The following is a 20,178-nucleotide window of genomic DNA, read 5'->3' as shown; positions in this document are numbered from 1 at the left end:
TCACGTGCGTCCTTTCGGGATCGGGCGGTCTTCCGTCGGTGCGGACGGCGGGAGGTAGGGCTGGACGTACGGCGAGGTGTCCGGCGTGAACCACGGCAGCGCGGCCACGCTCGCCGACGGCTCCGGGACCCTCCCGCGCGGGCGCACCCTCCCGCGCGGCCGCACCCTGTCGACGACGGCCATGCCGATGCGGAAGACGGCGGAGGGCACGACGACCAGGAGCAGCAGCCAGAAGAGGGTGACGCCCCAGGGGCGGGAGACCTGCCAGTCCTGGGTGACCAGCACCTTTCCGCCGTACTTGAGGGAGACGGTGTAGTCGCCGTGGGCTCCGGCGGCGAGCTCGACGGGCAGCTTGAGCTCCGCTTTCCGGCCGGGTTTTACGGTGCCGTTCCAGGCCTGTTGGTCGTACTGCGGGGCGTAGACGCCGTGCGAGGTACCGACGTCGAATACCGGGTCCTTGGCCGGGTCTGCGCCGAGATTGCCCACCGTGAGGACGAGTTCCCGGCGCGGCGGGGCACCGAACCAGGTGAGCAGTCCGCTGGAGCCCTTCAGCCGGGCGGTCAGGACGGCGAGACGGCCGCCGGTGGTCACGGCGGGCAGCGCGGCGACGGGGTGGCCGATGACGGTGAAGGGCGCGTCGACGACGGTGTCGGGCGGGACGGTGGCGACATGGACGACGCAGGGGCAGGGCTTGGGCGGGGCGACGACCGGCAGCGTGCGGCTGAAGGCGCCGTGGGCGTCGGCGGTGGCGGCGCGCCCCGAGGCGTTGTCGCAGGCGTTGGTGCCGCCGATGGCGTTCTGGCCGCACACGAGGAACGTGAGGAGGGCGCCGTGCGGCCATCCGGTGCCGGTGACGGTCAGGATGCTGCCGGGGCGGGCCTGCTGGGCCGAAAGGCTGACCGCCGGCTTGGCGGGGGCGGCGAAGGCAGGCGTCACAGCGATCGCGGTGAGAAACAGGGCAAGAACGGCGCCTATGGAGAGTATTTTCCGCGGGTGTCTCACCTCGGTCACCGCGGTCGCCCCGCCGCCACGGCAATGCCGGCCTTGGCGGGCTCGGGGGCCGGCCGGCCGGAGGGGCGGCGGGGCCTTCGACGGCGTACGAGCCAGAGCACCAGCCCGGCGAGCGCGGCCAGGGCCAGGCCCACGGGCAGCCAGGGGATGGCGGTGTAGGTCGTGCGGGTGGTGTCGTCGGCGGCGGTGAGCCGTACGGTCACCCGGTCGAACTGGGGGGCGTCCGCCCATTTCTCGGTGAGCTCGGCCTTCTGGCCGGGGAGCAGCTCCTGCGGCAGGGCCTTGATGCTGCGGTCGAGGAGAGTGCGGCCGAAGAGCCCCTTGGCGGTGAGCCCGATCCGGGGGCTGACAGAGACGTTGCCACGGTTGACCAGGGTGTACCGGATGGTCGCGGTGGAGGCTCCGGTGCCGGGGACGAGGGGCTGGCCGTGGGAGACGTGGACGTTCTCGATGGAGAGGGCCGACAGCGTCGGGCCCGAGACGCGCAGGTAGACGCGGGCGCCGACGGCGCGGCGGACTCCGACGGCGACGCTGCCCTTGGCGGGGTCGGTGTGGGTGTCGAGAGCGACGATCGCGCCGGGGTGATCGCCGGGGGTGGCGTTCTCGGGGATGGTGACGGTGAAGGGGATGTCGGCGCGGGTGCGGGCCGGGATGGTGAGCGTCGACCTGGCGAGGGTGACCCAGGTGCCGATGTCCTTCTCGGGGTCGTCGATGCCCCGGACGGCGAAGCCGCCGTCGCGGGGGGTGTTGTAGGCATCGGCGCCGTAGAGCTTGAAGGTCATGGGGGTGGAGGAGAGGTTGGAGACGGAGACCTTGTCCTTGAGGGTGGTGCCGGGGGCGCCTTCGAGCGTGAAGAACGGGCGTTGCTGGGCGGTGGGGCCCTTGCCTGCGGCCTTGGCCGGTGCGGGGAAGACGGACCAGCGGCCGTTGTCGGCGGCGGCGGCCGTGCCGGTGCTCAGGCCGGTGGCGGCGCCCAGCAGTAGTGCGGCGGTGAGTACGGCGGCGTAGGTGCGGAGGGTGGGGTGGCGCCGGGTGGTGCCTGCGGCGCTTTCCCCTCCCCGCCCCTTCCCGGAACCAGGGGCTGCGCCCCTGGACCCGCCCCCTGGGCCACCTGTGGGGCGGTGGTCGGGTTGTGCCCACCCGTTCCGCCCTGCGGAACGCCTGCCCACAACCCGAGTCATCGCTTGCCTCCTTGCGGTCCGAGGTATCTGACTGTGCGTCAGGTTAGGGTCAGGGTCAAGACTCCGGAGTAGCTTCCGGTGGCCGAGAACGCCGGTACGTCCAGCGAGAGCCCCGCGTCGGCCGTGAACTGGCCGCCGGTCACCGTGCCGTTGGGCGCCGAGGCCAGGGTGGCGCCGGAGCCCACGGTCCCCGGGGAACCCGCGGTGCAGGTGCTGGGGCTGCCGGTGGTGGTCGCGCATACCGGGGTCCAGCTGAGCTTGCCGGCGCCGATGACGGCACCGCTCGGGCCCTTGAAGTCGGTGACGGAGCCGGTGAGCGACCAACCGGTGGCGCCGCCGCGGAAGTCCTTGACGGTGACGGTCTGGAGGTTGCCGGTGGAGGCGCCGCCCTCGCCGTAGTTGACGGAGCTCATGGTGACCGTGTCGCCGGCCTGGGTCATGGAGAGGGTGCCGGCCTTCACCGAGGTGGTGAGCTTCTGGCTGCCGGGCGGGGTCGGGGTGTTGTCGATCACGGTGTAGGCGACCGGTCCGGCGGCGGTGGCCGCGTCGTATGTCGCGCCCTCGAAGGCGATGATGCCGGTGGTGTGGAGGTCACTGACGGCGAGTGTCGCGCTGATACCGCCCGAGCCGCTCGCCGTGACGGGGGTCGCTTCGCCGGTCGCGGTGGTGCCCTGGACACCGGCGACGGTGACGGTCGCGCCCGGGGTGAAGCCGCTACCTGTGACGGTGACCGAGGCCCCGGCCGCGCCGGAGTCGGAGCCGAGTGTGATGGCGCGGTTGTTGGGGGTGGTGGCCGGGGTGGCGGTGATGGTCTCGGAGACCGGGGCGGGCGGGTTGTTGACGGTGATGACGGTGTCCAGCGGGAGAATGTAGCTGGTGTGGATGTTGATGTCGCCGGGCGAGAGAGTGATCGGGCCCGGATCGGTGACCGTGAAGGTGCCGGTCATCTTGAAGGGCGGGAAGGCCGCCTTGCCGAGGACGGGTTCGGTGTTGAGCGTGCCGGTTACGGCGACCGTCTTCGTCGGGTCACCGTTGAGTACGACCTTTCCGCTTGGGAGGACCGTTCCGGCGGGGATGTCGAGGGTCGTCGGATTGTTCGCCGGGGGCGTGATGACGTCGTAGGTGACCGTGACGGTGTCGCCGACCTTCGGGGTGGCGTTGTCGACGGTGATCTGTGCGGTGGCGTCCGCGTCAAAGGCGGGCACCCCCGATATGGACGGCGGAACGACATGCGTCGAGAAAGTGACGGCCGTCGCCGCGCAGGCGGGGACGGCGAAGACAGTTCCGCCGCCGACTGCGAGGGCTGCTGCCCCCAGCAGGGCGATGAGACCCCGTCTCCGTTTTGCCACACTCCGTATGCTTACGATCATTATTTCCCCTTGATCGCGCTTCTGGCACGGAGTCCCGTATCCGTACCGATGACGGCCATTGACGTCCGGCGGCCAAGAGAAGTCAATGCGCACGCCTGACTGAATCTGACTAGTCGTCAGATATGACGGCGGGTCAGCCACAGCGCTCCGCCCGCGCCGAGCAACAGCAACGTGCCACCGACGACGCCCAGCGCGATGGCGTCGTCCGCCGGACCGGTCTGCGGCAGGGCGCTGTTGCCTCCTGAACTGGTCGAGCTACTGGAGCCGCTGGAGCCGCTCGCACTTGACGACGTCGTCGAAGACGTGCCCGATGCCGTGACGTCGAGCGACAGCGACGGGCCCGGGCTGTTGCCCGGGGTACAGGTCGTCGTCGTACCGAGCGCCTTGATCGTGAGAACACCGGCCGTGAAGGTGACCTTGCCGGAGCTCTTCGGGGTGTACGTGCCCGACAAATCGTTGATCTTGATCGGGGTGTTGGCCGGGATCGCGGCGGCGTTCGGCGCGCCCACGACCTTGACCGTGCCACTGTCGGCGCCGCCCAGCACGATCAGCGCGCTCGGGTTCACCGCGCCCTTGCCCAGCTCGGCCGGGCTCGACGAGACACCCTTCTGGAAGGACATCACCAGCTTGTAGGAGGAGCCTGACTTCGAGGCCGTGATGTCGATCGGAGAGACGGCGCTCTTGTTGCCGATCGGGGTCACACAGTCGTACTTGACGCCCACGACCACCGCGTTCGCGGCGGGCGCCGCCACGGCGACCGCGGCCAGGGCGAGAACCAGGGCCGGTACGCCGGCCCGGGCGATGACCCCGTACTTCCTGCGCCTGGAATGAGACATCGGCGCATCTCCCTTCCGCCCTGCCGCCAGAATTACTGACGGGGCATCAGATTTGATGCCAGACGGTACGCCGGGCAGCCCGCGGACGGAAGGGAAGCGGCAAGCTCGCGCCAAGGACTCATCCAGCCGCGCGCCGCACGGCGGACGCCTGCTCCACCCGACAGGCTGCTCCCGACGGGCTACGCCCTGATCGGCTACGCCGCCGGGGGACTACGCCGGTGCGGCCAGCTCGGCCCACACCGTCTTGCCGGGGCGGCCGTCCCGATTCCGTACGACACCCCAGTCCAGGCAGAGCCGCTGCACGATGAACATCCCGTGCCCGCCGGGGCGCCCGGCGCGGTGCGGGGTACGCGGCGCGGGGGTCCCGGCGCCGCCGTCGACGACCTCCAGGCGGAGCACCTTCGACTGCGAGTACAGCCGCAGCTCCTCGGGGCCGCCCGCGTGCAGGCACGCATTGGTGACCAGCTCGGAGACGACCAGCAGGGCGTCCTCGGCGGCAGCCCGGCGGTCCGCGCTTCCGGCGGGCAGCCAGCCCCAGTCGTGCAGCGCCTGCCGGGTGAAATCACGGGCGGTCGGCACGATGCCGCTCACGCCGGAGAGGAGCAGCCTGCGCACCTGGGCTGGCGGAGGTACGACGACCTCCCCCTGTTCGGGGCCGCGGTCGTCGGCCGCGTTGGGCCGCGTGGTGCTCACCAGCGCCTCACCTCACCCGATGTCCATCAGATCCAGCAGGTCTCCTGCCCGGGGACTCTCCCGGAACACCTCCGGAGCCGCACGAAACTGTGCGATTCGGGGATTGCCCTCTCACGGCGCTCCCGTCACTCCTTCAGAGCTTCGTCCAAGGAGCCGTGAACGGTGAAAATCGCGTCCGCCCCCGTGACCTCGAACACTCGCGCGACTGCCGGCTTCATCCCCGCCAGATGGATCGCACCGCCCAGCGCCTCGACCTTCAGCCGGGCCCCCAGTAGGACATTCAGCCCCGTGGAGTCGCAGAACTCCAGCTGGGAACAGTCCAGCACGATCTTGGGTATCGCATCCTCGACACAGCGCTCCAGCGGCTCACGCAGCAGCTCCGCCGTATGGTGGTCCAGCTCCCCCGCAGGCGTGACGACAGCAGCCATCGCGTACCTGTGTACGGCGACCTGCAGCCGGTCCCGGCCGGTCGTACCGACCATCCCGCGGTCCATGCGCGCCCCTCCTGGATGTCTCTGCGATGCGCACATCGCACCTTACGCTTTTCGCGAACTCGACGGTAGTCGCCCGAATCCGAATGTGCGAGCCCTGTGTGAGTTACGTACACACGGCGCGAACAAAGGTTGCGAGACCGACGGTAAAGCGGGTAGGGGTTGAAGGGAGACATCCGCATCCCGAGGGAGGAACGCATGACACCCCGGCTCGACGCAGAAAGCCTCGCCGTCGGCAGCGCGTCGGAAGTGGGTCTGGAAGGGCTCCCCGAGATTCCCCCGCCCAACGAGGTCGACCCCGTTGACGCACGTGCGCTCTCCAAGACGCTTTTCGCACGGCTGGAGGCCCTGGAAGAGGGCACCTACGAGTACTCGTACGTCCGCAACACGCTGGTCGAGCTCAATCTGGCGCTGGTCAAGTTCGCAGCCTCCCGGTTCCGGTCCCGCAGCGAGCCGATGGAGGACATCGTCCAGGTCGGCACGATCGGACTGATAAAGGCGATTGACCGCTTCGAGCTCAGCCGTGGTGTGGAATTCCCCACCTTCGCGATGCCGACGATCGTCGGCGAGATCAAACGGTTCTTCCGCGACACCAGCTGGTCCGTACGCGTCCCGAGGCGGCTGCAGGAGCTGCGCCTGGACCTCGCCAAAGCCGGTGACGAGCTCGCCCAGAAGCTGGACCGTGCCCCGACCGTCGCCGAGCTGGCCGAGAAGCTGCAGCTCAGCGACGCCGAAGTCATCGAGGGCATGAGCGCCAGCAACGCCTACACCGCCAGTTCCCTGGACGCCCAGGCCGACGAGGACGATTCCGAGGGAGCGCTCACCGACCGCATCGGCTACGAGGACCACGATCTTGAGGGCATCGAGAACGTGGAGTCGCTGAAACCGCTGATCGCGGAGCTGCCGGAGCGCGACCGGAAGATCCTCTCGCTGCGGTTCGTGGCCAACATGACGCAGTCCGAGATCGGCGAGGAGCTCGGCATCTCGCAGATGCATGTTTCCCGGCTGCTGACCCGTACCCTCTCGCGGCTCCGCCGCGGGCTGATGGTCGACGAGTAGACACGCTTCCGGACGGCGCCGTGCCGGGGCCCGGCCCGGGGTTGACGTATGCCCTCCTGCACTGTCACCAGGGCACCTGCGGGGACCGGTAGTACGTGATACCCATCACGGACCAGCGGTCCCCCTGTGCCGCGAGGCGGCGGCGGAAGTCGGACCAGCAGTGCTTGGACGCCGGGGACCAGCCGAGTTCGGCCAGCGCGGGGAGGCGGGGGAAGGCCATGTAGTCGATGGCATCGCTGGAGCCGATGGTCTCGGACCACATTGGCGCCTCGACGCCCAGCACGGCCGAGGCCGGGGCGCCGTGGATGAAGGTCGCCGGATTCCAGTCGTAGGACTTGCGGACCTCGGTGTAGCCGGCCCATGCCCGGCCGAGGGACGTGCGGGCGTTGTACTTCATGTCGAGGTAGGCGTGGTTGCCCGGCGACAGGACGAGCCGGGTGCCCTTCCGGGCCGCGGCCGCGACGGAAGGCTCGTCGCCGCGCGTGCCCCAGTACTGGGCGATGGCGCCGCGGGCAGGGGTGGCACCGGTGAGCTGGTGCCAGCCCATGACGGTCTTGCCGTATTTGCCGACGATGGCCTGGGCCCGGCGCATGAAGGCGGCGTAGCTGTGCCGTTTGGTGGCGCGGGCCTCGTCACCGCCGATGTGGAGGTAGGGGCCCGGAGTGAGGGCCGCGATCTCGCGGAGAACGTCGTTGATGAAGGTGTTGACGGCTTTGCGGCCCACGCAGAGCGAGCTGAAACCGACGGCGGTGCCGGTGTAGAGCGGGCGGGCGACGCCGTTGCAGTTGAGCGCGGCGTACGAGGCGAGGGCGGCGTTGATGTGGCCGGGCATGTCGACCTCGGGTACGACGGTCATGTAGCGGCTGGCCGCATACCGCACGATCCGCTGGTAGTCGGCCTTCGTGAAGTAGCCGCCCGAGCCTCCGCCGACCTGGGTGCTGCCGCCATGCCGGGTCAGCTGGGGGCGGCTCTTGATGGCGATCCGCCAGCCCTGGTCGTCGGTCAGGTGGAGGTGGAAGTAGTTGATCTTGTAGAGCGCCAGCTCGTCGATGTACCGCTCGACGGCCCCCACCGGGTGGAAGTGCCGCGCCACGTCCAGCATCGCGCCGCGATAGGCGTAGCGGGGGCGGTCGGTGACGGTGCCCCGTGCGACGGTCCAGGGGCCGGGCTGCCAGTACGTCCGCTCAACGGAGACGGGGAGCAGCTGACGGAGGGTCTGCACACCGTGGAAGAGCCCGGCGGCGGTGGCGGCCCGGATGACCACGGCCCGGCCGGTGACATCCATCCGGTAGCCCTCGCGCCCGGAGTCGCCGCCCAGCGACAGCACAATGCCGTCGCGCCCGGCGGCGGTGGTCAGCGGCAGGCCGTAGCCGGTCGAAGGGCGCAGCAGCCCGGCCAGGTACTCACCGACCGCCTTGGCTGCCGGCGAGCGGGCGGGCACATGGATGCGGACGTCGTCCTCGAGCACGAAGGGCGCCCCTCCTGTACTGCGTACGGAGGCCGGCGCCGGGATGACCTGCCCGAGCGGCGACGGAGCGGGGGCCGCTCCCGCCGGCGCGGTGGTGTTGACCCCGGCGCCGAGGCACAGCAGCAGCGCGGACAGCACTCTTCGTCGTCTCATGCAGGTCATGACTGAACCCCTACCACCCCACCCGGCGACGGATCGCCCGATTATGACACGGTCTACCCCAATTCGCGCACGCCACGCCGCCATACGGCGGAAACCAGTGGCACTCCAGGGCGATAGGCGAGATGTACATGCGAGGGTGCGTCCAGGAGTGCGATGTCGGCGCACGCTCCGGGCGCGACACGCCCGACATCGGTGCGGCGCAACGCTTTTGCGCCGCCCAGCGTCGCCGCCTGGAGCGCCTCGTCCGGGGTCATCCCCATGTCCCGGACCGCGATCGCGATGCAGAACGGCATGGCGGTGGTGAACGAGGAGCCGGGGTTGCAGTCCGTCGACAGCGCGACCGTCGCTCCCGCGTCGATCAGGCGGCGGGCGTCCGGGTACCGGGCGCGGGTGGAGAACTCGGCACCGGGGAGCAGGGTCGCGACAGTGCTGCCGCTCTGGGCCAGCGCGTCGACGTCCTCGGGCGTCAGGTGGGTGCAGTGGTCGGCCGAAGCCGCTCCCAACTCAACCGCGAGCCGTACCCCGGGGCCGTAGGAGAGCTGGTTGGCGTGCACGCGCGGGACCAGCCCGCGTTTCGCCCCCGCGGTCAGGATCGTCCGGGCCTGGTCGCCGTCGAACGCCCCCTCTTCGCAGAACACGTCGACCCATCTGGCATACGGCGCGCACGCGTCCAGCATCGGGCCGGTGACCAGGTCGACGTAGGCGGCGGGATCACCGGCGTACTCGGGGGCGACGATGTGGGCGCCGAGGTAGGTCGTCTCGCTGGTGTGGGCGGCCGCGATGCGCAGGGCGCGGGCCTCGTCGTGCGGGGTGAGGCCGTAGCCGGACTTCGTCTCGATGGTGGTGGTGCCCTGCCGCAGGGCCTCGGTGACGAAGCGTGCGACATTCGCGTCCAGCTCCTCGTCGGACGCGGCCCGGGTGGCGGCGACGGTCGTCCGGATGCCCCCTGCCGTGTACGGGCGGCCCGACATGCGGGCGTTGAACTCCTCGGTGCGGTCGCCGGCGAACACCAGGTGCGAGTGGGAGTCCACGAACCCGGGGACCGCCGCCCGGCCCCCGGCGTCGTACGACGCGTCGGCGGCGGGAGCCCGGCCGGCCGGCCCGGCCCAGGCGATGCGGTCGCCGTCGATCACGACGGCGGCGTCGCGCAGCAGGCCGAGCGGGCCTTCGCCCAGCCCGGGGGTGTTGGTGACCAGGCTGCCGATGTTGGTGATGACGGTGGTGGTCACGGGGCGGCTCCTCGTATGTCCGGCCCTGCCGGCCCTAGGGGGCGGTGAGCGCCCCGATGGCGGCGGCCAGGTCGGCGGAGACGTGGTGGACGAGCTGGTGGGCGCCGTCGCGGACGACATGGCGGCCGCCGACGACGGTGTGCCGTACGTCGGCATTGGTGGCGGCGAAGACGGCGACCTCGATCCCGAGGCGGGGCGGGGGGCCCACGGTGCGCACGGAGTCCAGGGCGATGGTGGTGAAGTCGGCGAGGGCGCCGGCTTCCAGGCGGCCGGCGTCGGGCCAGCCGAGGGAGGCGTACCCGTCCTCGGTGGCGGCACGGAGCAGCTGCGCGGCGGTCCAGTGGCCGCGGACGCGGGTTTGGAGGCGTTCGTCGAGCTCCATCGCGCGGGCCTCTTCGAGGATGTCGATGACGGCGTGGCTGTCGCTGCCCAGGCTGAGCGGGCTCCCGGCGAGTTCGAGCTGTTTGGCCGGGCCGATGCCGTCGGCGAGGTCGCGTTCGGTGGTGGGGCACATGCAGATGGTGGTACCGCTGGTCCCGAGGATGGCGATGTCGCCGGCCGTGACATGCGTGGCGTGCACCGCGGAGGTGCGGGGGCCCAGCACCCCGTGCTCGGCGAGGAGCTGGGCGGGCGTCCGCTCGTAGGCCGCCAGGCAGGCGTCGTTCTCGGCGGTCTGCTCCGAGAGATGGACGTGGAGGGGGGCCTTGCGCTCGGCCGCCCAGCCGGCGACCGTGGCCAGCTGCTCGGCCGGCACGGCCCGAACGGAGTGGATCGCGGCGCCGATCCGGGCGTGGTCGCTCCCCTTGAGCGCCCAAGCGCGGACGGCCCAGGCCTGCGCGTCACCGTCGCTGAAGCGCGACTGGTGCGGGTCGGGTGGGGCGCCGAAGCCGGAGGAGACGTAGGCGGTGTCCAGGAGGGTGATCCGGATGCCGGCCTCGCCGGCGGCGGCGATCAGCGCTTCACCCATGGCGTTGGGGTCGGCGTAGGGCTTGCCGCCGGGCTGGTGGTGGACGTAGTGGAACTCGCCGACACAGGTGATACCGGCCAGGGCCATCTCGGCGTACACGCCGCGGGCCAGGTCGAAGTAATTCTCGGGGGTGAGCCGGCCGGCGATGGCGTACATGAACTCGCGCCAGGTCCAGAATGTGCCGGAGCCCACCTGGACGGTGCCGCGCAGCGCACGGTGGAAGGCGTGGCTGTGACTGTTCGCAAGGCCCGGGATCGTCAGGCCGCGCAAGTTCACCGCCCCTGCGGGCGGGCCGTCGGCCCTGGTGCGGACGGCGGTGATGCGACCGGTGGCGGCGGTCTCGATGACCACGCCCGGCTCCACGTTCGTGCCGAGCCAGGCGTGTTCCGCCCAATAGGTCTGCGGCGTCAGCGACACGCCAGGCCCTCCAGTACGTCGGCGAGTGCGGTCACTCCGGCGAGGCAGTCGTCCTCGGTGGCGGACTCGGCCGGGGAGTGCGAGACCCCGGTGGGGTTCCGTACGAACAGCATGGCGGTCGGGAGGGACGCGGAGAGGATTCCGGCGTCGTGTCCTGCTCCCGTCGGCAGAACGGGGGCACCGCCGAGCAGTTTCGCCAGCTCGTCGCGGAGGCCGTGCGCGAACTCCACGACCGGGGTGAACGACTCCCTGGTGACCCGGACCCGGACCCCGTCGCCCGCGCCGCGCTCCACCGCGGCGCGCTCGATCCCCGCGACGACCTCCGCGAGGGTGTCCTCGTCGGCCGCGCGGGAGTCCAGCCAGCCCCGGACGAGCGAGGCGATGGCGTTGACGCCGTTCGGCTCCACGCTCACCTTGCCGAAGGTCGCCAGGGCTCCGGCGAGCCGGGCCCTCTCACGGGCCGCCAGGACCGTGCCGGCATAGGTGAGCATCGGGTCCCGGCGGTCCTCCAGACGGGTGGTGCCCGCGTGGTTGGCCTCGCCGTGGAAGTCGAACCGCCAGCGCCCGTGCGGCCAGATCGCGGACGCGACGCCCACGGCGTGGTCCGTCCCGGCCAGCGCCCGGCCCTGTTCGACGTGCAGTTCGACGAACGCGCCGATCCGGGCGAGGCGTTCGGGGTCCGGCCCGATGGCCTCCGGGTCGTGGCCCGCGTGCTCCATCGCCCCGGCGAGGGTGACGCCGTCAGCGTCGCGCAGTGCGTGTGCCTGTGCCGCGCCGAGCGCGCCGGACGCCAGGCGTGAGCCGACGCAGGCGAGGCCGAAGCGGGCGCCTTCTTCGTCGCCGAAGTTGACGATGGCGAGCGGTCGCGGCGGCCGGGCGGCGCGGGTACGGAGTTCGTCGAGCGCCGCGAAGGACGACACGATGCCCAACGGGCCGTCGAACGCGCCGCCGTCCGGGACCGAGTCCAGGTGCGACCCGGTGACGACCGCGTCCCCGGCGGCGGGGTCGCCGAGCCAGGCCCACTGATTGCCGTTGCGGTCGGTCTCGTAGGTGAGGCCGCGGGACTGCGCCTGTGCGCGGAACCAGGCGCGGCAGTCGGCGTCGGCGCCGGTCCAGGCGTAGCGGCGGTAGCCGCGGGTGGCCGCGTTGCGGCCGATGGGGAGGAGGTCGCGCCACATCTCTTGGAACGACGGCGGCACGCCGGCGGCGCGCTTCTCCCCCGTCCCGCTGGGGCTCTGCCCCAAACCCCGGTCCTCGGACGCCGGACGGGCTGGATTGTCAGCGGTCACGCCGGGTCCCCCTCGCGCATGGGCACGCGTACGCCGCGCTCGGCGGCGACCTCGTCGGCGATGTCGTAGCCCGCGTCGACGTGCCGGATGACGCCCATGCCGGGGTCGTTCGTGAGGACGCGGCGGATCTTCTCGCCCGCGAGCTTCGTGCCGTCGGCCACCGTCACCTGGCCGGCGTGGATGGAACGGCCCATGCCGACGCCGCCGCCGTGGTGGATGGAGACCCAGGAAGCGCCGGAGGCGACGTTGACCATGGCGTTGAGGAGCGGCCAGTCGGCGATGGCGTCCGACCCGTCGAGCATGGCCTCGGTCTCGCGGTAGGGGGAGGCGACGGACCCGCAGTCCAGGTGATCGCGCCCGATGACGACGGGGGCGGCGAGGGTGCCGTCGGCGACCATCTCGTTGAAGCGCTCGCCCGCCTTGTCGCGTTCGCCGTAGCCGAGCCAGCAGATGCGGGCGGGGAGACCCTGGAAGTGGACGCGTTCGCCGGCGAGCTTGATCCAGCGGTGCAGGGACTCGTTCTCCGGGAAGAGTTCGAGGATCGCCTTGTCGGTCTTGGCGATGTCGGCCGGATCGCCGGACAGGGCCGCCCACCGGAAGGGGCCCTTGCCCTCGCAGAAGAGCGGCCGGATGTAGGCGGGTACGAAGCCGGGGAAGGCGAACGCCCGTTCGTAGCCCGCGAGCTGGGCCTCGCCGCGGATGGAGTTGCCGTAGTCGAATACCTCGGCACCGGCGTCCTGGAAGCCGACCATCGCCTCCACATGCCGGGCCATCGACTCCCGCGCCCGCTGGGTGAACTCGGCGGGCTTCTCGGCCGCGAAGGAGGCCATGTCGGCGAAGTCGACGCCGAGCGGGAGGTACGCCAGCGGGTCATGGGCCGAGGTCTGGTCCGTGACGATGTCGATCGGCGCGTTCATCGCGAGCAGCTGCGGGAGCAGCTCGGCGGCATTGCCGAGCACCCCGATCGACAGGGCCCTGCGCTGGTCGCGGGCCTCGGTCGCCAGGGCGAGCGCGTGGGTGAGGGAGTCGGCGCGTACGTCCAGGAAGCGGTGCTCGATGCGGCGCTCGATGGCCCGCGGGTCGCAGTCGATACAGATCGCGACGCCGCCGTTCATCGTCACCGCCAGCGGCTGGGCGCCGCCCATGCCGCCGAGACCGGCGGTGAGGGTGATCGTCCCGGCGAGGGTGTCACCGAAGCGTTTGGCGGCGATGGCCGCGAAGGTCTCGTACGTGCCCTGCAGGATGCCCTGCGTGCCGATGTAGATCCACGAGCCGGCCGTCATCTGGCCGTACATCGTGAGCCCGAGCGCCTCCAGGCGGCGGAACTCCTCCCAGTTGGCCCAGTCGCCGACCAGGTTGGAGTTGGCGATCAGCACGCGCGGCGCCCACTCGTGCGTCTGCATGACGCCGACGGGGCGGCCGGACTGCACCAGCATCGTCTCGTCCTGCTTCAGGCTCTGCAGCGTACGGACCATCGCGTCGAACGAGCGCCAGTCGCGGGCCGCCTTCCCCGTGCCGCCGTAGACGACGAGCTTCTCGGGATGCTCCGCGACCTCCGGGTCGAGGTTGTTCTGCAGCATGCGGAGGGCGGCTTCCTGCTGCCAGCCCTGAGCGCTCAACGTGCTCCCGCGTGGTGCGCGTACCGTCCTCGCGACGCTCGGTCCCGCCATGGCGCTGCCTCCTCGTGACTGGATTGAGTCATTCACATCCTGGCGTGATGAATATTGCTAGTCAATAGCATGTGGTGGGATGGCCTCATGGGTGACCTCATGAGTGTGGACGACGACGCCTTGGGCGCGGCCTTGCGCGTGGCCTTTCGCGCGGCAGTCGAGCAGGGGCTGGTCGGGCCGGACCGGCCGGTGGCCGGGCTGCTGGACGTGGCCGGTATCGAGGCGACCGTGGCCGACCTGCGCGCCGCCTTCGACACGCCCGGCGTCACCGTCACCCACACCCTGGCCGTCAAAGCCGCCTCGCTCGTACCGGTGCTGCGGCTGCTCACCACCCACGGGGTCGGTGCGGAGGTCGCCAGTCCGGGTGAACTCGCGCTGGCCCGCGCCGCGGGCGTACCGGCGGACCGCATCGTGCTCGACTCGCCCGCGAAGACGGTGGACGAACTGCGGGAAGCTCTGGCGCTGGGCATCGCCGTCAACGCGGACAATCCGCAGGAGCTGGCGCGGATCGACGCGCTTGTGGTCGGTTCCGCCTCCACCGGCTCCCCGCTCGGGCTGCGGATCAATCCGCAGATCGGCGGCGGCACGATCGGGGCGATGAGCACCGCCACGGACCACTCGAAATTCGGCATCGCACTACGGGATCCGGGCGCGGAGGACTGGGTCCTGCGCGCCTACCTCGACCGGCCCTGGCTCACCCGGCTGCACGTCCACACCGGATCCCAGGGGATGCCCCTGGAGCTCATGGCCGCCGGCGTCCGCGCCGTCCACGACCTCGCCGAGCGCATCAACGCAGCCGTCGGCCGCCCCCAGGTCACGACCATCGACATCGGCGGCGGACTGCCGGTCAACTTCGACTCCGACGACGTCCGGCCCGGCTTCCGCCGCTACGCCGATCTGCTGCGCAGCGCCGTCCCCGGGCTCTTCAGCGGGCGGTACGCCATCGTCACCGAGTTCGGGCGCTCGCTGCTCGCCAAGCGCGGGGCGATTCTCGCCCGCGTCGAGTACGTCAAGTCCGCCGGCGGCCGGCGCATCGCGGTCACCCATGCGGGGGCCCAGGTCGCCACCCGTACCGTCTTCGCGCCCGACGCCTGGCCGCTGCGCGTGCTGGCCCTGGACGCGTACGGCCGCCCCAAGGGCGGTGAGCGGGTCGTCCAGGACGTCGCCGGGCCCTGCTGCTTCGCGGGTGACCTTGTGGCGCGGGGGCGCATGCTGCCGGGGCTGGAAGCGGGCGACCATGTCGCGCTGCTCGACACGGGGGCGTACTACTTCTCGAACCACTTCGCGTACAACTCGCTTCTGCGGCCGGCGATTTACGGGTTCGCTCGCGCTGGCGGCGCGGTGCGGTTCGGGCTGGTCCGGGCAGCCCAGACCCGCGAGGAACTCCTCGCGGAGAGCGGCGCCGCCTACGCGGACGGCCTCACCTCCCTGCGCCCCGGCAGCGCCGCCTGACCTGCACCGGGCGCGCCGTCCGGCGGGGCCCAGCTACCTCCCCCAGCCTTCGGCCGGGGGAGGTAGCTGGGGGAGGATCGGCAACCATCGCAGAGGGGGCGGAACCGGCACCCCGGCAGCCGGGCAACCTGCCGCGCCGGGCAACCCGGCGCAGGAGCTAGCGGCCGCCCCGGGCAACGGCTACGCGGGCACCGCCGGGGCCGGCGTCACCCGCGGCGGGGCCGGTGGACTGGTAGCCGGAAACGCCGCGGCCGACGGGCCCGCGGGGGGCGGCCCATTCCGGGCGTACCCACAGCAGGGCGCCGTGGCGGCGCTCCCAGCGGCCCAGCCAGCGGGCCTTGGCCCACAGGCCCGCGCCGGCCCCGGCGAGGAGCATGCCGCCGGCGGCGGGGGCCGCGGCGGAGGAGCCGAGGGCGACGGCAAACGCGGCGAGGAGCCACCAGCGGTGTGCCCGGGACCAGATACGGGCGGTCACCCGGCGGTCCTGGAGGAAGGCCGACTTCGCGGCCCGTGTCGCCCCGTCGGCGAGTTTGACGTACCGCCTCCGCCGGACCACGTACGTGATTGCCGCCGCGATGATGAACAGCGCCGCGCCGCCGAGAACGCCGATCCGGCGGCCCGTGAGGCTGGGTACGAAGAGCCCGATGCCGGCGGCGAGCACCCCCAGCCACCACAGCCACCGCGCCGGTACGCGGATCATCACCGCCACTCGTGCCAGGACGTAAGCCCCGCGTGTCACGACCGTCCTCCTCTTGTCCGTCTGGCTGATTGCAGGGGAGGTTACTCAGCAAATCTCAGAATCGCGTTAAGACGGACGCGATTCGGCTACTCCACGAAGAGCCCGCGCTCCGCGGCCCTCGCGTCGAAGGCCTCCAGCCGCGCCTGCGCCTCCGGCAGCGAATCGCACATGGCCTCGATCAGAACCCGCCCGAGCAGCATCGGCGCGCATGCCGTGTCGAAGGCGAGGCCGGTGCCGACCGCGGCCGGCAGCAGCAGGTCGGAGTGGGCGGCGACGGGCGCGAAGGCACTGTCCGCGACGGTGACGACGGTCAGCCCGGCGCCCTTGGCGTAGGCGAGCGCGTCCACGAGTTCACGCGGATGCCGGGGCAGCGCGAAGCACATCATGGCGGTGGCGCCGGCCCGCACGGCGGCGTCGAGCCGGTCGGCGAACATGGTGCCGCCCTCGTCGAGCAGCCGCACATCCGGGTGGACCTTGGCCGCGAAGTAGGCGAAGCCTGCCGCCTGCGCGGAGGCGGCGCGCAGTCCGAGGACCAGGAGTGGCTGGGAGGCGGCGAGGAGGGTGGCGGCGCGGGCGACCGGCGCGGGGTCGGCGAGCAGGGCGGCGAGATGCCGGAGGTTCTCGATCTCGGCGTGTACGGCTTCCTGGTACTCGTTGTACGAATCCGTGGCCGCGTCCGGCGACGCGGCGCCGGGCGCCACCTCGCGCAGGTGCTTGCGCAGCGCGGGGTAGCCGTCGAAGCCGAGGGCGACAGCGAACCGAGTGACGGAGGGCTGGCTGACGCCCGCGAGTTCGGCGACCTCGACGCTGGACAGGTACGGCGCCTCCCCGGCACGCCGTACGAGGCAGTGCGCGATACGGCGCTGAGTGGGCGTGAGCCGCTGCGCTTCGAACAGCTTCATCAGACGCGCCGACGCGCCGTCGTTCTCAGGAACCATAACGTTCACGCTATCCCCGTGGGTTCTTCGGTTTTTCACCACACTGCCATGTTCACAGTCCGCCCATCCCGTCCAACAACCCTGCGGCCACCGCGACATCTCCGGTGAGCGGCCGGTCGGCCATTTCCGAGGCGAGTGCCTCGGCGGCAGCCGCATAGGCCTGCCCGACGGGCAGCGCCGGGTCCGGTACCAGGGCGTGCTGGCGCAGCGCCCGCAGCGCCGTGACAAGTTCGCAGGCCAGCACGTGTCGGAAGGCAGTGACGGCGCGTAGGGTGAGGCGGGCGCCCTGGGAGGCGAAGCTGGCCTGTTCTTCGAGGCCGCGCGAGAGCACGGCGTTGCCGAGGGTGGCGGGTGTGGCGCAGGTTCGCAGTTCGGCGAGGGCCCCGGCGGCGGCGTACTCAAGGATCATCATCCCCGACCCGGCGGACGGGCCGTCGGCCAGAAAGGGCCGCAGCCCGGTCAGTCCCGGATCGGCGAGGGCGCCGATCCGGGCGGTGGACAGTTGCGCGGTCTGGAGCACGGCGAGCCGCAGCATGTCGAGGGAGAGCGCCGTGTGGGCGGTGAAGAAGTTTCCGTGGTGCCAGGCGCTCGGGCCGCTCGGACCGATCCGGATCAGGGGATTCTCGGCGGCGGCGTTGATCTCGATCCGCAGCACCTGGTCGAGGGCGTCCGCCGCGTCCAGGGCGGTCCCGTGGATCTGCGGCAGACAGCGGAAGGCGTACGGGTCCTGGATCCGTACCCCGCTCGGTGTCACCGGGCAGTCCGGGGCTCCCAGGAAGCGGCGTATCTCCGCCGCGCTGGTCACCGCGCCGGGGTGCGGGCGGGCGGCGTGGACAGGAGCCGCGTAAGCCTCCAGCGAGCCGCCGACGGCGAGCAGGGACAGTGCCCCGACCGCGTGCGTGGCGCGGAGCAGGCCGTGCAGTTCGTGCAGCGCGAGGGCCGACTGGCCCAGGGTGAGGGCATTGCTGCTGATCAGTGCCAGCGCGTCGCCCGTGCCGACAGCGATCGGCGCGGGCGGCGGCCCGCCCTCCCAGGGGTGTTCGCCGACCAGCGCGAGGCCCAGTTGGGCGAGTGCCGCGATGTCGCCGGTGCCCACGGCCCCGTATTCGTGGATTACGGGATGCGCGCCCGCGGCCAGCGCCTGCGCGAGCGCGGCAACGACCTCCGTGCGCAGTCCCGCGCCCCCCGCCAGCAGTTGATTGAGCCGTACCGCGATCATCGCCCGGGCCTCCCTGCCCGGCACCCGGCCGCCGATCGCCCCGGCATGGCTGCGCAGCAGCCGGAGCCCGTGGCTGTCGATGTCCCCGGTGGCGACCGCGACCATGCGGTTGACGCCGACACCGGTCGTCCGGCCGTAGACGGGCCCCGCGGCCGCGAGCTCGGCGGCGGCGAGCCAGGACCTCTGGACGCCTTCGAGGGCGTACGGATCCAGCGCGGCACGCGCTCCGCCGTCCACGAGGGCGGCGATGTGGCCGACAGTCATTCGGCCGCCGTCGAGGGTAACGACGACCCCCTCGCGGGCGTCCGTGATCTGAGACAACATCATGAGCGACCTCAAACCTTTGCGTCCGCGCCTGTCTCCATTCAGATAGTGAGACTCTGCATGAACATATGCAGTCGAGGCAAGAGGCACTTTTCCGGACAGCCCAGGGAGTGGGGCGGGGGTGGGCCCGTACGGTGTCGAGCAACGGGTGGGCGGGCGGGGGAAAACCCCTCAGGCCGGCGGCAACAAACGCTTCTGCGGCTTCCCCATCGCGTTGCGCGGCAACGCGTCCAGGAAGCGGACCTTGCGCGGCCGCTTATGCACCGACAGGTGCCCCGCGACGAAGTCGATGAGTTCGCGCTCGCCGATCTCGCCCTCGGCGACGACATAGGCGACGATCTCCTGCCCGAGATCGGCATGAGGCGCGCCGATCACCGCCGCCTCACGGACCGAGGGGTGGTCCAGCAGCGCGTTCTCGACCTCGCCGGCGCCGATGCGGTAGCCGCCGGACTTGATGAGATCCGTCGAGGCGCGCCCGACGATGCGGTGCATGCCGTCGGGCTCGATGGCCGCGATGTCACCGGTCCGGAACCAGCCGTCCTCCGTGAACGACGCCGCGGTGGCCTCGGGGCGCCCGAGGTAGCCGTCGAACAGAGTGGGACCGGTGAGCTGCAGTTCGCCGATCTCGGCGCCGGGCTCGGCCGCCACTCGGGTCCGGATCCCCGGCAGGGGAAGGCCCACGGAGCCGGGCCGGCGCTCGCCGCCGGCCCGCGTGCTGACCGTGATGAGGGTCTCGGTCATGCCGTACCGCTCGACGGGCCGCTGCCCGGTGAGCGCCTCCAGGTCGCGGAAGACGGGCGCGGGCAGCGGGGCGCTGCCCGACACCAGGAGCCGCGCGCCGCGCAGCGCCCGCGCGGCGGAGGCGTCCTGGGTGACGCGGCTCCACACGGTCGGGACGCCGAAGTAGAGGGTCCCTGCCGCCGCGGCGTAGGCGGCCGGGGTGGGCCGTCCGGTGTGGAGGAGGCGGCTGCCGATGCGCAGGGGGCCGAGGACACCGAGCACAAGGCCGTGCACATGGAAGAGCGGCAACCCGTGTACGAGCGTGTCGTCGGCGGTCCACTCCCAGGCCTCGGCGAGGGCGTCGAGGTCGGCGGCGACGGCCTGGCGCGGCATGAGGACGCCCTTGGGGGCGCCGGTGGTACCCGACGTATAGAGGATGAAAGCGGTCGCGTCCGGGCGTGTCCCGGGCCTGGCCCAGTCGCCGCGTTCCGCGAGGTCGACCGGGGGCAGCGGGACAGCGCCGGAGTCGTGGAGGATGTGCTCGCGCTCCGCCGGCCCGGAGTCCGGCGGTACGGGCACGACCGGCACCCCGGCGAGGAGGCCGCCGACGACGGCGACGACCGTCTCGGCGGTGGCCGTCGCGTCCACAGCCACGGCGGGCGCACCGGCGATCCGGGCGGCGACCGCGCCCGCCGCGCCGAGCAACTGCTCGCGCGAGAGGGCGACTCCGGCCACCTGGACCGCGTCGGGGCGGTCGCCCTCGGACGCGGTGAGGGCCGCCAGCAGGGGCAGGGACACGGGTCCGCTCCTTCCGTCAGGGCGCAAAGGACGCCATCGCGACTCTACGGGGCCCGCCCCCGGTCCGGTCGGGGGGGTTTACCCCACTGCCAAAGGCCGCCGGGCTCCGTACGGTGTCCGCATTCGTCCGCGCCGCTACGGGTCC

Annotated in this window: 17 protein-coding genes; 2 read left to right on the top strand and 15 right to left on the bottom strand. The window is 71.9% G+C overall.

The features are described 5' to 3' along the window. The 6 genes from FCI23_RS19255 to FCI23_RS19230 all read right to left on the bottom strand — a co-directional run bounded on the left by FCI23_RS19255 (position 1) and on the right by FCI23_RS19230 (position 5,585). Positions 1-1,002 (bottom strand): hypothetical protein, encoded by a 1,002-nt coding sequence (locus FCI23_RS19255; RefSeq protein ID WP_407645991.1) that lies wholly within the window; start codon positions 1,000-1,002, stop codon positions 1-3. A gap of 5 nt (positions 1,003-1,007) precedes the next feature. Next, positions 1,008-2,192: a WxL protein peptidoglycan domain-containing protein gene (locus FCI23_RS19250; RefSeq protein WP_136725143.1), complete on the bottom strand. Its 1,185-nt coding sequence runs from the start codon at positions 2,190-2,192 to the stop codon at positions 1,008-1,010. A gap of 38 nt (positions 2,193-2,230) precedes the next feature. Continuing rightward, a complete protein-coding gene (locus FCI23_RS19245; RefSeq protein WP_136725142.1) occupies positions 2,231-3,562 on the bottom strand; it encodes a WxL domain-containing protein in 1,332 nt (443 codons plus the stop codon). Between the two features lie 116 nt (positions 3,563-3,678). Continuing rightward, positions 3,679-4,398, bottom strand: a complete 720-nt coding sequence (locus FCI23_RS19240; RefSeq protein ID WP_136725141.1) for an LPXTG cell wall anchor domain-containing protein — start codon at positions 4,396-4,398, stop codon at positions 3,679-3,681. A 210-nt stretch (positions 4,399-4,608) separates the two neighbouring features. Next, a complete protein-coding gene (locus FCI23_RS19235; RefSeq protein WP_136725140.1) occupies positions 4,609-5,091 on the bottom strand; it encodes an ATP-binding protein in 483 nt (160 codons plus the stop codon). Positions 5,092-5,216: 125 nt separating this feature from the next. Continuing rightward, a complete protein-coding gene (locus FCI23_RS19230; protein ID WP_136725139.1) occupies positions 5,217-5,585 on the bottom strand; it encodes an STAS domain-containing protein in 369 nt (122 codons plus the stop codon). Between the two features lie 195 nt (positions 5,586-5,780). Here FCI23_RS19230 and FCI23_RS19225 point away from each other — a divergent pair, with 195 nt between their 5' ends. Then, positions 5,781-6,641 (top strand): RNA polymerase sigma factor SigF, encoded by an 861-nt coding sequence (locus tag FCI23_RS19225; RefSeq protein WP_136725138.1) that lies wholly within the window; start codon positions 5,781-5,783, stop codon positions 6,639-6,641. 64 nt (positions 6,642-6,705) lie between these two features. On the opposite strand, the gene FCI23_RS19220 is transcribed toward FCI23_RS19225, so the two are convergent. From FCI23_RS19220 to hutU, 5 genes are all read right to left on the bottom strand, one after another. Beyond that, positions 6,706-8,262, bottom strand: coding sequence for a beta-N-acetylhexosaminidase (locus tag FCI23_RS19220; RefSeq protein WP_136725137.1), 1,557 nt, complete (start codon positions 8,260-8,262; stop codon positions 6,706-6,708). Between the two features lie 62 nt (positions 8,263-8,324). Beyond that, the gene (gene hutI, locus FCI23_RS19215; RefSeq protein ID WP_246143832.1) at positions 8,325-9,500 is read right to left on the bottom strand and encodes an imidazolonepropionase; all 1,176 of its coding nucleotides are present in this window, start codon (positions 9,498-9,500) and stop codon (positions 8,325-8,327) included. 34 nt (positions 9,501-9,534) lie between these two features. Further along, positions 9,535-10,878 (bottom strand): formimidoylglutamate deiminase, encoded by a 1,344-nt coding sequence (locus FCI23_RS19210; RefSeq protein WP_136725201.1) that lies wholly within the window; start codon positions 10,876-10,878, stop codon positions 9,535-9,537. After that, positions 10,875-12,062, bottom strand: coding sequence for an allantoate amidohydrolase (locus tag FCI23_RS19205; protein WP_136725200.1), 1,188 nt, complete (start codon positions 12,060-12,062; stop codon positions 10,875-10,877). Before FCI23_RS19205 ends, FCI23_RS19210 begins: the two co-directional genes overlap by 4 nt. Positions 12,063-12,169: 107 nt before the next feature. After that, positions 12,170-13,843, bottom strand: a complete 1,674-nt coding sequence (gene hutU / locus FCI23_RS19200; RefSeq protein WP_136725135.1) for a urocanate hydratase — start codon at positions 13,841-13,843, stop codon at positions 12,170-12,172. Positions 13,844-13,930: 87 nt separating this feature from the next. Here hutU and FCI23_RS19195 point away from each other — a divergent pair, with 87 nt between their 5' ends. Next, positions 13,931-15,295 (top strand): type III PLP-dependent enzyme domain-containing protein, encoded by a 1,365-nt coding sequence (locus FCI23_RS19195; RefSeq protein WP_246143831.1) that lies wholly within the window; start codon positions 13,931-13,933, stop codon positions 15,293-15,295. A 157-nt stretch (positions 15,296-15,452) separates the two neighbouring features. On the opposite strand, the gene FCI23_RS19190 is transcribed toward FCI23_RS19195, so the two are convergent. The 4 genes from FCI23_RS19190 to FCI23_RS19175 form a co-directional block, all read right to left on the bottom strand. Next, a complete protein-coding gene (locus tag FCI23_RS19190; RefSeq protein WP_136725133.1) occupies positions 15,453-16,034 on the bottom strand; it encodes a hypothetical protein in 582 nt (193 codons plus the stop codon). A gap of 86 nt (positions 16,035-16,120) precedes the next feature. Continuing rightward, entirely contained in the window at positions 16,121-16,972 is an 852-nt protein-coding gene (locus FCI23_RS19185) for a MurR/RpiR family transcriptional regulator (RefSeq protein ID WP_136725132.1), read from the bottom strand. A 52-nt stretch (positions 16,973-17,024) separates the two neighbouring features. Beyond that, positions 17,025-18,515, bottom strand: coding sequence for an aromatic amino acid lyase (locus FCI23_RS19180; protein ID WP_407645994.1), 1,491 nt, complete (start codon positions 18,513-18,515; stop codon positions 17,025-17,027). A 171-nt stretch (positions 18,516-18,686) separates the two neighbouring features. Next, the gene (locus FCI23_RS19175) at positions 18,687-20,033 is read right to left on the bottom strand and encodes an AMP-binding protein (protein WP_211265400.1); all 1,347 of its coding nucleotides are present in this window, start codon (positions 20,031-20,033) and stop codon (positions 18,687-18,689) included. Between the last annotated feature and the right edge of the window lie 145 nt (positions 20,034-20,178).

The sequence above is a fragment of the Actinacidiphila oryziradicis genome (assembly GCF_005047355.1).
Taxonomy (GTDB): Bacteria; Actinomycetota; Actinomycetes; order Streptomycetales; family Streptomycetaceae; genus Actinacidiphila; species Actinacidiphila oryziradicis.
This window is presented reverse-complemented; position numbering and strand designations above follow the sequence as displayed.

Coding starts and splice junctions, on each gene's coding strand:
- FCI23_RS19250 (WP_136725143.1), bottom strand. CDS start 2,192: ATGACTCGGGTTGTGGGCAGGCGTTCCGCAGGGCGGAACGGGTGGGCA.
- FCI23_RS19185 (WP_136725132.1), bottom strand. CDS start 16,972: ATGGTTCCTGAGAACGACGGCGCGTCGGCGCGTCTGATGAAGCTGTTC.
- FCI23_RS19225 (WP_136725138.1), top strand. CDS start 5,781: ATGACACCCCGGCTCGACGCAGAAAGCCTCGCCGTCGGCAGCGCGTCG.
- FCI23_RS19195 (WP_246143831.1), top strand. CDS start 13,931: ATGGGTGACCTCATGAGTGTGGACGACGACGCCTTGGGCGCGGCCTTG.
- FCI23_RS19180 (WP_407645994.1), bottom strand. CDS start 18,515: ATGTTGTCTCAGATCACGGACGCCCGCGAGGGGGTCGTCGTTACCCTC.
- FCI23_RS19240 (WP_136725141.1), bottom strand. CDS start 4,398: ATGTCTCATTCCAGGCGCAGGAAGTACGGGGTCATCGCCCGGGCCGGC.
- FCI23_RS19205 (WP_136725200.1), bottom strand. CDS start 12,062: ATGTGGCGCGACCTCCTCCCCATCGGCCGCAACGCGGCCACCCGCGGC.
- FCI23_RS19245 (WP_136725142.1), bottom strand. CDS start 3,562: ATGATCGTAAGCATACGGAGTGTGGCAAAACGGAGACGGGGTCTCATC.
- FCI23_RS19230 (WP_136725139.1), bottom strand. CDS start 5,585: ATGGACCGCGGGATGGTCGGTACGACCGGCCGGGACCGGCTGCAGGTC.
- hutU (WP_136725135.1), bottom strand. CDS start 13,843: ATGGCGGGACCGAGCGTCGCGAGGACGGTACGCGCACCACGCGGGAGC.
- FCI23_RS19220 (WP_136725137.1), bottom strand. CDS start 8,262: ATGAGACGACGAAGAGTGCTGTCCGCGCTGCTGCTGTGCCTCGGCGCC.